This is a genomic window from Streptomyces calvus, from assembly GCF_006782915.1.
Taxonomy (GTDB): domain Bacteria; phylum Actinomycetota; class Actinomycetes; order Streptomycetales; family Streptomycetaceae; genus Streptomyces; species Streptomyces calvus.
Genome location: NZ_VCNP01000058.1, coordinates 169,687 through 184,977, shown reverse-complemented (window position 1 = coordinate 184,977; position 15,291 = coordinate 169,687). Strand labels below are relative to the sequence as shown.

10 protein-coding genes are annotated in these 15,291 nt (G+C 73.7%); 7 read left to right on the top strand and 3 right to left on the bottom strand.

What is annotated here, in order from left to right; all coding sequences use genetic code 11:
- Positions 1–692 precede the first annotated feature (692 nt).
- The gene (locus FGW31_RS33710; RefSeq protein ID WP_220450367.1) at positions 693–2,618 is read left to right on the top strand and encodes a calcineurin-like phosphoesterase C-terminal domain-containing protein; all 1,926 of its coding nucleotides are present in this window, start codon (positions 693–695) and stop codon (positions 2,616–2,618) included.
- 211 nt (positions 2,619–2,829) lie between these two features.
- A complete protein-coding gene (locus FGW31_RS33705; protein ID WP_142197409.1) occupies positions 2,830–4,746 on the top strand; it encodes an AMP-dependent synthetase/ligase in 1,917 nt (638 codons plus the stop codon).
- A gap of 7 nt (positions 4,747–4,753) precedes the next feature.
- Here the strand turns inward: FGW31_RS33705 and FGW31_RS33700 are convergent, their stop codons facing one another.
- The 3 genes from FGW31_RS33700 to FGW31_RS33690 are packed head-to-tail and all read right to left on the bottom strand — an operon-like array spanning position 4,754 to position 7,653.
- On the bottom strand, positions 4,754–5,287 hold the full coding sequence (locus FGW31_RS33700; protein ID WP_142197408.1) for a DUF1990 family protein: 534 nt from the start codon (positions 5,285–5,287) through the stop codon (positions 4,754–4,756).
- Entirely contained in the window at positions 5,280–6,503 is a 1,224-nt protein-coding gene (locus tag FGW31_RS33695) for a cysteine desulfurase-like protein (protein ID WP_142197407.1), read from the bottom strand. Before FGW31_RS33695 ends, FGW31_RS33700 begins: the two co-directional genes overlap by 8 nt.
- Positions 6,504–6,555: 52 nt before the next feature.
- Positions 6,556–7,653 (bottom strand): AI-2E family transporter, encoded by a 1,098-nt coding sequence (locus FGW31_RS33690; RefSeq protein ID WP_142197406.1) that lies wholly within the window; start codon positions 7,651–7,653, stop codon positions 6,556–6,558.
- 126 nt (positions 7,654–7,779) lie between these two features.
- Here FGW31_RS33690 and FGW31_RS33685 point away from each other — a divergent pair, with 126 nt between their 5' ends.
- The 5 genes from FGW31_RS33685 to iolD all read left to right on the top strand — a co-directional run bounded on the left by FGW31_RS33685 (position 7,780) and on the right by iolD (position 15,268).
- Positions 7,780–10,398, top strand: a complete 2,619-nt coding sequence (locus FGW31_RS33685) for a SpoIIE family protein phosphatase (protein WP_142197405.1) — start codon at positions 7,780–7,782, stop codon at positions 10,396–10,398.
- 73 nt (positions 10,399–10,471) lie between these two features.
- Positions 10,472–11,419, top strand: a complete 948-nt coding sequence (locus FGW31_RS33680; RefSeq protein ID WP_142197404.1) for an endonuclease/exonuclease/phosphatase family protein — start codon at positions 10,472–10,474, stop codon at positions 11,417–11,419.
- Positions 11,420–11,578: 159 nt separating this feature from the next.
- Positions 11,579–12,532, top strand: a complete 954-nt coding sequence (iolC, locus tag FGW31_RS33675; RefSeq protein ID WP_142197403.1) for a 5-dehydro-2-deoxygluconokinase — start codon at positions 11,579–11,581, stop codon at positions 12,530–12,532.
- The gene (locus FGW31_RS33670) at positions 12,525–13,394 is read left to right on the top strand and encodes a Cgl0159 family (beta/alpha)8-fold protein (protein WP_182675162.1); all 870 of its coding nucleotides are present in this window, start codon (positions 12,525–12,527) and stop codon (positions 13,392–13,394) included. The genes iolC and FGW31_RS33670 overlap by 8 nt, the downstream gene beginning before the upstream one ends.
- Entirely contained in the window at positions 13,391–15,268 is a 1,878-nt protein-coding gene (iolD, locus tag FGW31_RS33665) for a 3D-(3,5/4)-trihydroxycyclohexane-1,2-dione acylhydrolase (decyclizing) (protein ID WP_142197401.1), read from the top strand. The genes FGW31_RS33670 and iolD overlap by 4 nt, the downstream gene beginning before the upstream one ends.
- The last annotated feature ends 23 nt before the right edge of the window (positions 15,269–15,291 follow it).

The following is a 15,291-nucleotide window of genomic DNA, read 5'->3' as shown; positions in this document are numbered from 1 at the left end:
TCCGCCCGGCGGTCCGTCCCGGGGCCGGTGCCCCGGCCGACGGAGCGTGCCGGCCCGGTCGTCCTGCTCACCCAGGCCCGCGCGGGGCGGTGCCCCGACTGACACGACCGCACCTCAACTCCCTTGCCGTACCGACGCCCACCGGGTTGCGCGCCAAGGGACAACCGTAGGAGGCTCCGTGACTCCCGGTCCATGCGGCCAACTGCCCTGGCGAGGTGGTGCAGGCACCACTCTTCCGGATCCGGTGTGCGCCGTCACAGCCGCCGACGCGGGCGTCAACCACCCGAAGAGGCAAGGACATGACGTGACGGGACCGGTGTCCCCCGGGTAGTCGCCCGTGCCACCAGGCCGTGCGCGCCGCACGGCAGCAGGGACCCGCCGCGTCGAAACCCCCGTTCGGCGCGTACCGTTCGGCGCGTACCGTTCGGCGCGTTCCGTTCGGTGCATTGCATAGGCGGCGAAGACCGCCCGCGGCACGGGACGGGCGTCCCGCCCGACGGCGGTGTCCCTTCTGCCCCTCCTGCGGGCATTCGGGCCCGATGGAGACCCACGGTCTTCCGGCCCTTCGCCTTCCCCTCCCCCGCAGTTCAGCTCCGGCGGACAGTGTCACGGTCGCCGGGTGTTCGCGCCCGGCATCCCGCACAGGAGTGCGACGTCAACTCAGCGGAAGACCAACGGAGGTGTCAGGAGCAGTGCCACTCTCTCGCCCCTCGTCCAAGCCGATGCGCACCGGGATCGCGGTGCTCGGCGCGATGGCGATCGCAGGTTCCACGCTCACCACCCTGGCCGTGCAGACCGCGACCGCCGCGCCCGCGACCGCCGCGCACGCGGACCGGAACGACAGACACGAGAGCAACGACTGGGACGCCAACGCCTACCGGGGCGAAGTCGAGGTCGTGCCCGCCGACGAGGACACCGCCGACGAAGGACGGCTGCTCACCGGCCGGGTGTTCCTCGACGGCGACCGCGACAGCCGCAGCGACGGACGCGAGCGCGGCCTGGCCGGCGTGGTGGTCTCCAACGGCCGCGACGTGGTGACCACCGACCGCCACGGCCGCTACCGGCTGCCCGCCTACGACAACATGACGGTCTTCATCACCCAGCCGTCCGGCTACCAGGTGCCCGTCGACGAGCACAACGTCGCCCAGTTCCACTACAACCACCTGCCCGCCGGTTCGCCCGAACTGCGGTACGGCGGCATCGAGCCCACCGGCCCGCTGCCCGAGGCCGTCAACTTCCCGCTGGTGAAGAGCCGGGCCACCAAGGACCGCGAGCAGCACTGCCTCATCGCCGGCGACCTGCAGACCTACGACAAGGAGGAGGTCGGCTACGCCCGCGCCGGAGCCATCTCCGACCTGTCCCGGCGCAACGACTACACCGGCTGCGGCGCCCTGTTCATCGGTGACGTGGTGGGCGACGACCTCTCCCTGTACCCGGACGTCAAGGGGCTGACCGCCGAACTCAACGGCCCGGTGCGCTTCCTGCCCGGCAACCACGACCTGGACTTCGACGCGAAGACCGCCGAGCACTCCTTCGACACCTTCCGGGCGCAGATGGCCCCGGCCTACTACTCCTACGACGTCGGCCGGACGCACGTTATCGCCCTCAACACCGTGCGCTACCCGTGCACCCCCGACGTCGACAACGCCGACGGCCGCCACACCAACTGCAACGACCCCGAGAACAGCCCGTCCTACAACGGCCGACTCGACGAGAAGCAGCTGGAGTGGCTGGAGCAGGACCTGGCGAAGGTCCCCTCGGACAAGCTGGTCGTCGTGGCCGGGCACATCCCGCTGCTGACGTTCGCCGACGAGGGCAGCGCGCGCCACCAGGTCGACCAGGTCCGCGAGGTCTACGACCTGCTGGAGGGCCGCAGGGCCGTCTCGGTGGCCGGGCACACCCACTCGATCGAGAACATGAAGACCGGCGACCTGTTCAAGGGCTGGCGCGACCTCTTCGGCGTCGAGGGACTGCCCTTCCCGCACATCACCGCCGGTGCCATCTCCGGCGACTGGTACTCCGGGGAGCTGACGGACAAGGGCTACCCGGTCGCCGTCGGCCGTGACGGTGCCCGCCCGGGCGTGCTGACCCTGGACATCAAGGGCAACTCCTTCGAGGAGCGCTTCACCGTCACCGGTGAGAAGGACGACGTCCAGATGCAGCTCGGCGTCAACTCGCCCACCTACCGGCAGTGGTACGTCGACCGTCGGGCCTGGAACGCGGACAAGCAGGGCGAGGCCCCCGAGCTGGGCGACCCGACGGTGGTCAGCCGGGACGACCTGACCGGCACCACCTGGCTGACCACCAACTTCTGGATGGGCTCCACCGGCTCGAAGGTGAAGGTCAGCATCGACGGCGGCCGTGCGCGCGAGGCCGTGCGCACCCAGCAGGCCCGCGGTGAGGACCAGCTGATCGGTCCGGAGTGGTCCGACCCGCACGCGGCCGCCCAGCAGTTGGTCAACGGCGGCAGCGTGGCCGACCGCACCATGCACCTGTGGCGGCTGGAACTGCCCTCCGGCCTCGAGGCGGGAACCCACCGCGCCAAGGTGACCGCGACCGACTCCCACGGCCGCTCCTTCACCGAGACGCTGCGGTTCACGGTGGTCGAGGAGCGCTGACCGTCGCGCCACGGTCCGCCGTGGTCCACCGCCTTCGCGGGGCCGTCGTCCATCGGCGGCCCCGCAGGCGTGTCAGGACCCGTGGCCGGTGAGGGACGGTCGGCTGCGGCCCGGCCATTGAAACTTCTTCTTACGCATGAGTAAGTTGACTCCCGAGTAAGTAAGTACGGCAGCACCAGCACGACAGCATCAGCCGCGACCGGGAGCCGTCATGGGCGTACGCAAGGATCTGAAACGGGCGAAACGACGCACCGACCTGGCCGACCGCGCCGGAGTCGAGACCGTCAGGGACGCCCGGGGAACCGTGCGGGAGGCGCGCACGGCGGCTCTCGCGCCCCGGCGGACCACCGGTACCACCGCCGACATCCCGTACACCAACGCGGCCGAGGCTCCCGACGCGGTGGTGCTGCGGCGCGAGCAGCACGGCACCTGGCACCCGGTCACGGCGGCGGACTTCGCCCGGGAGGTGACCGCCGTGGCCAAGGGGCTGATCGCGGCGGGCCTCGGGCCGGGCGACCGGGTCGCCGTGATGTCCCGCACCCGCTACGAGTGGGCGGTGCTGGACTTCGCGATCTGGTCCGCCGGCGGCCAGTCGGTGCCGGTCTACGCCACGTCCTCCGCGGAGCAGGTCGAGTGGATCGTCCGGGACTCCGGCGCCCGGTACGTCGTCACGGAGACCGCGCAGAACACCGCCACCGTCACCACCGCCACCGCCGTCCACCCCGCGCCGCCGCGCGTGTGGGAACTGGACGCCGGCGGGCTCGCCGACCTGACGGCGCTCGGCGCGGACGTCGCCGACGAGGAGGTCACCAAGCGCCGTACGGCGCTCACCCCCGGCACCGCCGCGACCGTCTGCTACACCTCCGGCACCACCGGACGGCCCAAGGGCTGCGTGCTCACGCACGCCAACCTGCACGCGGAGGCGGCCAACACCGTCGAGTTGCTGCACCCGGTCTTCAAGGAGGTCACGGACCAGGTCGCCTCGACCCTGCTGTTCCTCCCGCTCGCCCACATCCTCGGCCGGACCATCCAGATCGCCTGTCTGCTGGGCCGCATCGAGATCGGTCACTTCCCGAGCATCAAGCCGGACGAACTCAGGCCCGCGCTCAAGGCGTTCCGCCCCACGTTCCTGGTCGGTGTCCCCTACCTCTTCGAGAAGATCCACGACACCGGCCGGGCCACCGCCGAGAAGCTCGGCCGCGGCGCCTCCTTCGAGCGCGCCCACCGCATCGCCGTACGGTTCGGCGAGGCCCATCTCAACCGGTTCCTGGGCCGCGGCAAGGGCCCCGGCCCGGGCCTGTACGCCGCCTGGGCGCTGTACGACCTGCTGGTCTACCGCAGGGTCCGCAAGGAACTCGGCGGGCGTGTGCGGTACGCCATCAGCGGCGGCTCCCCGCTGGAGCGCGACCTCAACCTCTTCTTCTACGCGGCCGGGGTCATGGTCTACGAGGGCTACGGCCTGACCGAGACCACCGCCGCCGCCACCATCGTGCCGCCGCTCTCCCCCCGGCCCGGCACGGTCGGCCTGCCCGTCCCCGGCACCGCGGTGCGGATCGCCGACGACGGCGAGGTGTGCGTCAAGGGCGGCATCGTCTTCGGCTCCTACTGGAACAACCCGGACGCCACCGGGGCGGTGCTGGACGACGGCTGGTTCCGCACCGGAGACCTCGGTTTTCTGGACGAGGACGGCTACCTGGCCATCACCGGCCGCAAGAAGGACATCATCGTCACCTCCGGCGGCAAGAACGTCTCCCCGTCCGTCCTGGAGGACCGGCTGCGCAGCCGCCCGCCGGTCGGCCAGTGCCTCGTCGTCGGCGACAACCGCCCGTTCGTGGCCGCGCTGATCACCCTCGACCCCGAGACGGTCGCCCACTGGCTGTCGGTGCGCAAGATGCCCGCCGACACCCCGATGTCCGAGGTGGTCCGCGACCCGCGGATGCGCGCCGACGTGCAGCGGGCCGTCGACTACGCCAACGAGGCCGTCTCCCGCGCGGAGTCCATCCGCGCCTTCACCCTGGTCGACGGCGAGTTCACCGAGGAGAACGGGCTGCTGACACCGTCCCTGAAGGTCAAACGCCGCGCCGCGCAGGAGGCGTACGCGCAGGAGATCGAGGCGCTGTACTCCTGACCGGGCGTCACGGCAGGGCGCGCAGGTAGCGCGCCCGGGCGGCGCGCTGGGCCAGGAGCAGCACGGGGAAGAGCGGACGCCAGGGGCCGCCCGGCGCCGCCCGGGTCAGGGACCTCAAGGTCAACGAGACCCGGCCTTCGTCGTCGCGGTGCACGACGAAGGCCTCTTCCCCGCTGACCGGGTGGCCGCGGCGGGTGCCGTAGGCGAAACCGCGCCGGTCCCCGGTGTCCACCACGGCGACGACCTCGACCGGCTCCCGGACGGCGAGCCGGCCGAGGCCCGCGGTGACGGTGTACCGTCCTCCGTCGCGCACCGCGGTGCCGCCCCCGTCGGCCGCGGCGACCGTGAAGCCGCTGCGCCGTTTGACCTCCCACCGCAGCACCGCGTCCGCGGCGGCCGTCCAGACGTCCTCGCCGCGTCCGACCGGCACGCACGTCTCGAACCGCCGGAAACCGGGCGGGGAGGCCGGCCAGACGGCGAGGTCCGGGGCGGTGGCGCCGCGGCAGCCGTAGGTCAGACCGTCCCCGCCCGCGTCACCCATGCGCGTCCGCCGCCGGGTCCAGGAAGGCGGCCAGGCCCGCCAGGAGGCGGTCGACGTCCTCCTCGCCGGTGTAGGGCGCCAGACCGATCCGGAGGCCGCCGCTGTCGCCGAGGCCGAGGTGGCGGGAGGCCTCCAGGGCGTAGAACGAGCCGGAGGGTGCGTGGACGCCGCGCCGGGCGAGGAAGCGGTAGGCGTCCTCGGTGCGGTGGCCGTCGAGGGTGAGGAGCAGCGTCGGGGTGCGCCGGGCCGCACGCGAGTGGACGGTGACCGCGTCGAGGGCGGCCAGGCCCCGCTCCAGCCGGTCCCGCAGCACGCCCTCGTGTTCCTCGATCCGCTCGAAGGCCGCGCCGAGCCGTTCCCGGCGGCTGCCGTCCGGCCGCCCGGCCAGGTCGGCCAGGAAGTCGACGGCCGCGCGGGTGCCGGCCAGGAACTCGTAGGGCAGTGTGCCGAGTTCGAAACGCTCCGGGACCGCGTCGGTGGACGGCAGCAGTTTGTCCGGGCGCAGCGTCTCCAGCAGCGCGGGCCGGGCGGCCAGGACACCGTGGTGCGGGCCGAGGAACTTGTACGGCGAACAGACGTAGAAGTCCGCGCCGAGCGCCTCGACGTCCACCCGGGCGTGCGCGGTGTAGTGCACGCCGTCGACGTACAGCAGGGCGCCCGCCTCGTGCACGATCCGGGCGATGTCGGCGATCGGAGGGATGGTCCCGATGAGGTTGGAGGCGGCGGTGACCGCCACCAGCCGGGTGCGTGCGGAGAGCACCGCGCGGATGTGGTCGGTGGTCAGTTCACCGGTGGCGGGGTCGAAGTCCGCCCGGCGGACGGTGACGCCGGCCCGCTCGGCCGCCTGCACCCACGGGCGGATGTTGGCGTCGTGGTCCAGGCGCGTGACGACGACCTCGTCGCCGGGTGCCCAGGTGCGGGCCAGGGTGCGGGAGAAGTCGTAGGTGAGCTGGGTGGCGCTGCGTCCGAAGACGATGCCCGCCGGGTCGGCGCCCAGCAGGTCGGCCAGGGCGCGGCGGGCCTCGACGACGAGGGTCTCGGCGTTGCGCTCGCCGGGCAGGCCGTCGCCGCGTATCGACAGGGGACGGGACAGCGCGGCGCTGATCGCGTCGATGACCGGCTGCGGCGTCTGGGTGCCGCCGGGGCCGTCGAAGTGCGCGGTGCCGGCGGCCAGGGCGGGAATCCGGGCGCGCAGCGCGGTGAGGTCGTATGTCATCGAAGGGCTCCTGTCGGTCGCGGTCCCGAGGTGCGGTGTGCCGTGCCGCCGGTCATCCGGCCGACCCGTCGGCCGCCGGTTCCCGCGGCGGGTCGGTGAGCTGCTCGCGCAGATAGTTCCAGACGACCGCGACCAGCGCGGCCACCGGTACGGCGAGCAGGCTGCCGACGATGCCGGCGAGGCTGCCGCCCAGGGTGACGGCGAGCAGGACGACCGCCGCGTGCAGGCCGAGCCCGCGGCTCTGGATCATGGGCTGGAGGACGTTGCCCTCGATCTGCTGCACCGCGACGATGAGGGCCAGCACGATCAGCGCGTCCGTCACCCCGTTGGACACCAGCGCGATCAGCACCGCGACCAGGCCGGCGAACAGGGCGCCGATGATGGGCACGAACGCGGCCACGAACGTGAGGACCGCCAGCGGCAGCACCAGCGGAACGCCGAGGAACCACAGGCCCAGGCCGATCAGCACGGCGTCGATCAGACCGACGAGCGCCTGCGACCGCACGAACGCGCCCAGGGTGTTCCAGCAGCGCGCGGCCACGACCGGGACGTCGGTGGCGAGCCGGCCGGGGAGCTGCCTGCGGAGCCAGGGCAGGAAGCGCGGGCCGTCCTTGAGGAAGAAGAACATCAGGAAGAGCCCCAGCACGGCCGTCAGCACACCGTTGAAGACGGTGCTCACGCCCGTGACGACCGTGCTGACGATGGTTCCGGCGCTGTCCTGGACGCGGGCCGTCGCGGTGTCGAAGGCGCCGGCGATGCGTTCCTCGCCGATGTTCAGCGGCGGCCCGGCGGCCCACTCCCGCAGCCGCTGGATGCCCTCGACCACGCCGTCGGTCAGCTCACCGGACTGCGAGGCCACGGGCACCGCGATCAGCGCCACCGTGCCCGCGGCCACCACCAGGAACAGCACGGTCACCAGGGACGCGACCAGCGCGGGAGGCAGACCGCGCCGCCGCAGGAAACGGGCCGGGGGCCAGGTCAGCGTGGTGAGCAGGAGACCGACTATCAGGGGCCAGACCACCGACCACATGCGGCCCAGCAGCCACAGGACCACCGCGGCCGCCACCAGGACCAGCAGCAGCTCGCCGGAGATGCGCGCCGAGGTGCGCAGCGCGGCGCGGGTTCTCCCCGCGTTCAACGTCGCAGACATGGGGGCACTTTATGGGGCCCGCGGGTCCGGTGATCGCCCGGGATGCCCGCGCGGGGGGCGTGCGTCCGGCGCCGCCGCACCGTGTCGGCCGAGGACGGCCGGGCCGGGTGGGGGCAGACTGAGGGCATGCGCGACGTCATCGCCCGTGGAACACCGTCGTACCGGTTCCCTGCGGCACCGAAGAGTGCGGCCGAGGCCCGGCGATTCGTGCGGGACGCCCTGGGCGATGTCGCGCCGGACCTGGTGGACACCGCACAGCTGTTGGTCAGCGAGCTGGTGACCAACGCGGTGCTGCATGCCCGCACGGAGGTCGAGGTGACGGCCCGCGCCGAGGCGGGCACCGTCCGGGTGCGGGTCAGCGACGGCCGGCCGGACCGGGCGCTCGTGCCGTACGGCAGCCCTCCGTACTCCGGGACCGGGCAGGGTCTGCCGCTGGTCGCGCGGCTGGCCTCGCGGCGCGGCGTGGAGACGGACGGCGACGGCAAGTCGGTCTGGTTCGAGCTGCGCCCCGGAGGGCCGCCCCGGCACCCGGACGACTGGGAGCCCGCCGGGGCGCCGGCCGGCACCGGCCCGACCGTGACGTTGCTGGACGTGCCGACGGCGCTGTGCACGGCGGCGCAGCAGCACCGGCACGCCCTGCTGCGCGAGGTCGGCCTGGCCGCCGCCGAGGGCCACGGCATCGTGGTGCCGCCGCAGGACCTCGCCGTCGCCCACGACACCAGCAACCTGATCACCGCGGCGGTGACGGACGCGTTGCGGCGGCCGGCCGGTGAGGCCGTCCGTTCGCTGCCGCTGTCGCTGCCGCCGGACGCCGGGCCGTCGGTGCGGACGCTGCGCGCGGTGCTCGAGCTGGCCGAGGACGGCGCTCGCGAGGAGCGGCTGCTGACCCTCCCGGCGCTGCCCCGTCAGCTGCTCTTCCAGCAGTGGCTGCTCGACGAGATCGTCGGCCAGCTCGCGGGGGCGGAGCCCACGGCGTGGACGGTGGTGCCCGGGGAGCCCGGCGCCAGTTCCTCGGAGCAGGTGCCGTGGGAGCCGGAGCAGGTGCGGGCGGGCCGGGTGCCGACGATCGCCGCCGACGAACGGAACCGGATCATCGCAGTCAACGGGCCGGCCGCGGACCTGCTCGGCTGGCAGGTGGAGGAGCTCGTCGGCCTGCCGCTCACCACGCTGATCCCCGAGCACCTGCGCCGGCGGCACATCGCGGCGTTCACGTCGCTGCTGCTGAGCGGCCGGCCCCGGATCCTGGGCCGCTCGGTGCCGCTGCCCGCGCTGCACCACGACGGGCGGCTGGTTCCGGTGCGTCTGATCATCCAGCCGCAGGAGACGGCCGACGGCCGTACCGTCTTCGTCGCCCAGCTCGTTCCGCGGGCGTCCGCTCCCGGCCCCTCCGCCCGGCCGGGCGGGCGGGCCAGATCCGCGGTGCGCCGGGAGCCGGAGCGCACGCCCGCCCCGGCCGGCGGCGGGGTGCCGGGACGGGCCGACCGGTCGGCGCTGGAGCGGCTGACACTGCTGGCCGACACGGCGACCGCGCTGAGCAACGCGCCGAACCTGGAGGAGGGGCTGCGGGGGGTGGGCCGGATCCTCACCGAGCGCCTGGCCGACTGGTGCGCGGTGGACCTGATCGTCGACGACGGGCAGGTGGAACGGGTCTCGGTGGTCCACCGCCTCGGGCGCGATCCGCGCTCCGGGGAGTACGAGGGCCGGCTGCCCGCGGTGTCCGACACCGCGCGTGGGCCGCTGGCGCGGGCGCTGCGCGGGGCGGGCCCGCTGCTGCTGACCGGGCCTCCGCCGCCCGCCGAGGTGGCGAGCCCGCTGGACGCCCACTACCTGGGGCTGTTCCGCTCCATGGGCGCGGACAGCGCGGTCGTCGCGCCGCTGCGGGCCCGCAGGCAGGTCATCGGTGCCCTCACCGTCGCCCGGCGCGGCCGGGACCGGCCGTTCACGGAGGAGGACCTGGCGCTCGTCAACGACCTGGTGGGCGGTCTGGCGCTGGGCGTGGACAACGCGCGCCTGTACCAGGAGACGCGTGACATCGCCGAGCGGCTCCAGCATTCGCTGCTGTCGGTGCTGCCCGCGGTCGGGCCGCTGCGGCTGGCCGCCCGGTACGCCGCGTCGTCGACGACCGCCCAGGTCGGCGGTGACTGGTACGACAGCTTCGTGCTGCCCAACGGGGACACGGCGCTGGTCATCGGGGACGTCGCCGGGCACAACCTGGACGCGGCCATCGCGATGAGCCAGCTGCGCAGCATGCTGCGGGGCATCGCCGTGGACCGTCAGGAGCCGCCCGAGATCGTGTTGCGCCGCCTGGACATGGCCAGCCACACGCTGTACCCAGAGTCCACCGCCACCTGCATCTACGCGCTGGTCAAAGGCCCGGAGCAGGGCCCCTGGGAGCTGCTGCTCTCCTCCGCCGGGCACCCGCCGCCGCTGCTGATCGGCGCGGACGGCCGCACCCACTACCTGGACGACGCCTCGGGACTGCTGCTCGGGGTGAGCCCCGGCCTGCCCCGTCCCCGGGCCCGGTACGAACTCCCGCCGAACGCGACGGTGCTGCTGTACACCGACGGCCTGATCGAGCGCCGGGCCGAGCACCTGGACGACTCCCTGGAGCGGCTGCGCCGGCACGCCGCCGCGCTGGCCCGCGAGCCCCTCGACGTGTTCTGCGACGAGCTGCTGATCGGTCACGGCGCGGACAGCGAGGACGACATCGCCGTTCTGGCGCTGCGGCCGACGCCACCGGACTGAGCCGGGCGGGTGTCACCCGTCACGGACGGGCGCGGACGGCAACCGGAACGGCCGCGGGCCCGTCCTCGGGAGCATGGGGCAGGAGGGGACGCGTCGTGTCCGGTACGCGGGCCGGGGGCGGCCGATCGCGGTGTGCGCGGTGCTGACTGCCGTGCTGCTGGCGTTCCCGCGTGTGGTGCCCAACTCCCTGGTGCGCGCGGGCAGTCTGCTGGAGTCGTTCCTGCCGTGGCTCGGGCCGGCGCTCGTGGTGCTCCTGGTCCTGGCGCTGGTGCGCCGCTCCCCCGTCGCGCTGGTGGCGCTGCTGCTTCCGGTGGCGGCGTGGACCGACCGCTTCGGCGGGCTGCTGCTGCCCGCGTCCGGTGAGCGCGACCTGCTCGTGGTGCAGCACAACGTCGGCGACACCAACGCCGATCCCGTCGGCACGGCGCGGGTTCTCGTCGGCGCCGGGCCCGACCTCGTCGCACTGCAGGAGCTGGTGCCGCGGGCGCTGCCCGCCTACCGGCGGACCCTGGGCCCGGCCCTGCCGCACCACGCGGTCCGCGGGACCGTGGGGCTCTGGTCGAGGTACCCGCTGTCCGACGTCCGGGTGCTGGACATCAGGCCCCGGGGGATCACGGGGCCCTGGAGCCGGGGGCTGCGGGCCGTGGCGCACACGCCGCACGGTGACGTGGCGGTCCACGTCGCCCATCTGCCGTCGGTGCGGCTGCGGGCGAGCGGGTTCGCGTCGGCCCTGCGGGACGAGAGCGCGGCCGCGCTGGGCCGGGCCGTCGAGGCCGAGGAGCAGGAGACGGTGCTGTTGCTCGGTGACCTCAACGGCAGCGTCGACGACCGCGGTCTGGACCCGTTGACCTCGCGGCTGGAGGAGGCCGAGCGGGGCTTCGCGCCGAGCTTCCCCGCCGCCCTTCCGCTGGTCCGGATCGACCAGGTCATGGCCCGCTCGGCGACCGTCGGCCACATCGCCACCCTGCCGGCCACCGGCAGCGACCACCTGCCGGTCGTCGCGCGGATCACGCTCGGCTGAGGCTCCGGCGGCGGCTGAACGCCCGACGGCCGTTCACGAAATCCCTCGGTAACAACCTATTGACATGACATACGGACCGCCGCCATCGTACTGGCACTAGAGCGCGCTAGTAGAGCGCGCCAGTAGCCGGAGTCCCCCGGAGCGAAGGGAAATCGCCTGATGCCGTTCGACGTGCTGACCATGGGCCGAGTGGGGGTGGACGTGTACCCGCTCCAGACAGGCGTCGGCCTGGCGGCCGTCACCTCCTTCGGCAAATACCTCGGCGGCAGCCCCACCAACGTCGCCGTCGCCGCCGCGCGCCTCGGGCACAGCGCCGCCGTGATCACCAAGACGGGCCGGGACCCCTTCGGGACCTTCGTCCGCGAGGCCCTCGACGGGTACGGCGTCGACAGCCGCCTCGTCGGGCTGTCGGACGTGGCACCGACCCCGGTCACCTTCTGCGAGATCTTCCCGCCGGACGACTTCCCGCTCTACTTCTACCGGCTGCCCAAGGCCCCCGACCTGGACATCCGTGCCGACGAGCTGGACCTGACGGCGGTCCGCGACGCCGCGCTGTTCTGGATGACCGGCACCGGGCTGAGCGAGGAGCCGAGCCGCTCGGCCACCCTGGCCGCCCTGGAGCACCGGGCCGGAGCGGGCCCGACCGTCTTCGACCTCGACTGGCGCACGGTGTTCTGGCCGGACCGCGACGCCGCCCGCGCCGCCTACGCCGAGGCACTGCGGCACGCCACCGTCGCCGTCGGCAACCTGGAGGAGTGCGCCGTCGCCACCGGCGAGCACGAGCCCTACGCCGCGGCGCGGGCGCTGCTGGCCGCCGGGGTGGAGCTGGCGGTGGTCAAGCGGGGGCCGGAGGGCGTGCTGGCCGTGGACGCCGACGGCACCGCGGTGGAGCTGCCGCCGGTACCGGTGGACGTGGTCAACGGGCTCGGCGCCGGGGACGCGTTCGGCGGCGCCCTGTGCCACGGGCTGCTCTCCGGCTGGGACACGCGCCGCACGGTGGCGTTCGCCAACGCGGCCGGCGCGATCGTCGCGGGCCGGCTGGCCTGCTCCGACGCCATGCCCACCGGGGACGAGGTCCACGCCCGGCTCGGCGAGGTGCAGCGTGCTGCCTGACGAAGTGAAGCGGATCGTGACGGCCAGGGTCGGCGGCCCGGGCGCCGTCGCGGAGGCGGCCCGGCGGCGGGTCCGCGCCACGTCACCGCTGGGCGACCACGGCAAGGCGATGATCATCGCCGCGGACCATCCGGCGCGCGGCGCCAACGCCGTCGGCGACGACCCGACGGCCATGGCCGACCGGTTCGAACTGCTGGACCGGATGTGCACCGCCCTGCGGCGGCCGGGCGTCACCGGTGTGCTCGCCACCGCCGACATCCTGGAGGACCTGCTCCTGCTCGGCGTCCTCGACGGCAAGAGCGTCTTCGGCTCGATGAACCGGGCGGGCCTGGCCGGCTCGGTCTTCGAGATCGACGACCGCTTCACCGGCTACGACGCCGAGACGATCGCCGCGATGGGCTTCGACGGCGGCAAGATGCTCACCCGTATCGCGCTGGACGACCCGGCGACCCCGTCGGCGCTGGAGAACACCGCGCGTGCCGTCGACCGGCTCGCCGACCACCGGCTGATCGCCCTGGTCGAGCCGTTCCTGTCCGTCTGGCGGGACGGGCGGCTCCGCAACGACCTGTCCACCGACGCCGTGATCAGGTCGGTCACCATCGCCTCGGGCCTCGGCCGCAGCAGCGCCTGCACCTGGCTGAAGCTGCCGGTCGTCGACGGCATGGAACGCGTGCTGTCCGCCTCCACGCTGCCCGCGCTGCTGCTCGGCGGCGAGGTCACCGACCCCGAGGCGGCGTTCGCCTCCTGGGGCAGGGCGCTGCGCCTGCCCACCGCGCAGGGCCTGGTCGTCGGCCGTTCCCTGCTCTACCCCGCGGACGGCGACGTCGCCGGTGCCGTGGACCGGGCGGTGAGCCTGCTGTGAACACCGTACGGCTGACCACCGCCCAGGCCCTGGTGCGGTTCCTGGCGAACCAGTACAGCGAGCGCGACGGCCGGGAGCAGCGGCTGGTCCCCGGTGTCTGGGGCATCTTCGGGCACGGCAACGTGGCCGGTCTCGGCCAGGCGCTGCTCCAGGCGGCCCTCACCGGGGAGGCCGACCTGCCGTACCACCTCGCCCGCAACGAGCAGGGCATGGTGCACGCGGCGGTGGCGTACGCGAAGATGCGCGACCGGCTGTCGGCCTTCGCCTGCACCGCCTCCACCGGCCCCGGCTCGACGAACATGATCACCGGTGCGGCGCTGGCGACGACCAACCGGCTGCCGGTGCTGCTGCTGCCGAGCGACATGTTCGCCACCCGCGCCGCCGACCCGGTGCTGCAGCAGCTCGAGGACGGCCGGGGCGGGGACGTGACCGTCAACGACGCCTTCCGGTCCGTGTCCCGGTACTTCGACCGCGTCTCCCGTCCCGAGCAGCTGGTCCCGGCGGCGCTCGCGGCGATGCGGGTGCTCACCGATCCCGTGGAGACCGGCGCCGTCACCCTGGCGCTGCCGCAGGACGTGCAGGCGGAGGCGTACGACTGGCCGGTGGAGTTCTTCCGCCGCCGGGTGTGGCACGTGGGCCGTCCGGTGCCGGAACCGCGGGCGGTGGAGCGGGCGGCGCGGCTGCTGCGCGGTGCGCGCAGGCCGCTCGTCGTGGCCGGCGGCGGCACCGTCTACTCGGGTGCGCAGGAGCGGCTGCGCGCGTTCGCGGCGGCCACCGGCATCCCGGTCGCCGACACGCACGCCGGGAAGGGCGCGGTGCCCTGGGACCATCCGTGCGCGGTCGGGGGCATCGGTTCGACCGGCTCGCTCGCCGCCAACGAGCTGGCCCGGGAGGCGGACGTCGTCCTCGGCATCGGGACCCGCTACAGCGACTTCACCACCGCCAGCCACACCGTCTTCGGCGACCCGGGCGTCGCCTTCGTCAACCTCAACGTGGCCCGGCTGGACGCCGTCAAGCACGCGGCGGAGCCGCTCGTCGCGGACGCCCTGCTGGGCATCGACGCCCTCGCGGACGCGCTCGCCGGCCGGCAGGTGGAGGAGGCGTACCGCCGGCGGACCCGTGAACTGATCGACCGTACGCGCGAGATCGAGGACCGCTGCTTCGCCGTCGGGCACGGACCGCTGCCCGCGCAGACGGAGATCCTCGGCGTCCTCAACGACGTCCTCGACGACCGCGACGTCGTCATCAACGCCGCCGGCTCCATGCCGGGCGACCTCCAGCAGCTGTGGCGGGCCCGGGATCCCAAGGCCTACCACGTCGAGTACGCCTACTCCTGCATGGGCTACGAGGTGGCCGCCGGTGTCGGCGCGAAGATGGCCGACCCGTCACGGGAGGTCGTCGTCCTGGTCGGCGACGGCTCCTACCTGATGATGGCGCAGGAGATCGTCACCATGGTCTCCGAGGGCCTGAAGGTCATCGTCGTGCTGGTGCAGAACCACGGCTTCGCGTCGATCGGTTCGCTCTCGGAGGCGCTCGGCTCCCAGCGCTTCGGCACCCGCTACCGCTTCCGTGACGAGAGGTCGGGGCTGCTGGACGGCGGTGTACTGCCCGTCGACCTGGCCGCCAACGCGGCCTCGCTGGGCGCCGACGTGCTGCACGCGGACAGCGTGGCCACGTTCCGCGAGGCGGTCGTGAAGGCCAGGGCCGCCGACCGCACCACCGTGGTGCACGTCGAGACCGACCTGTACGGCCCCAATCCGCCCGCGCACGGCTGGTGGGACGTTCCCGTCAGCGAGGTCTCCGCCCTCGACTCCACCCGCGCGGCGTACCGGACGTACGCCGCCCGCAAGCGCGCGCAGCGGCACTACCTGTAACCCCCGGCTCTGCAAAGGAAACC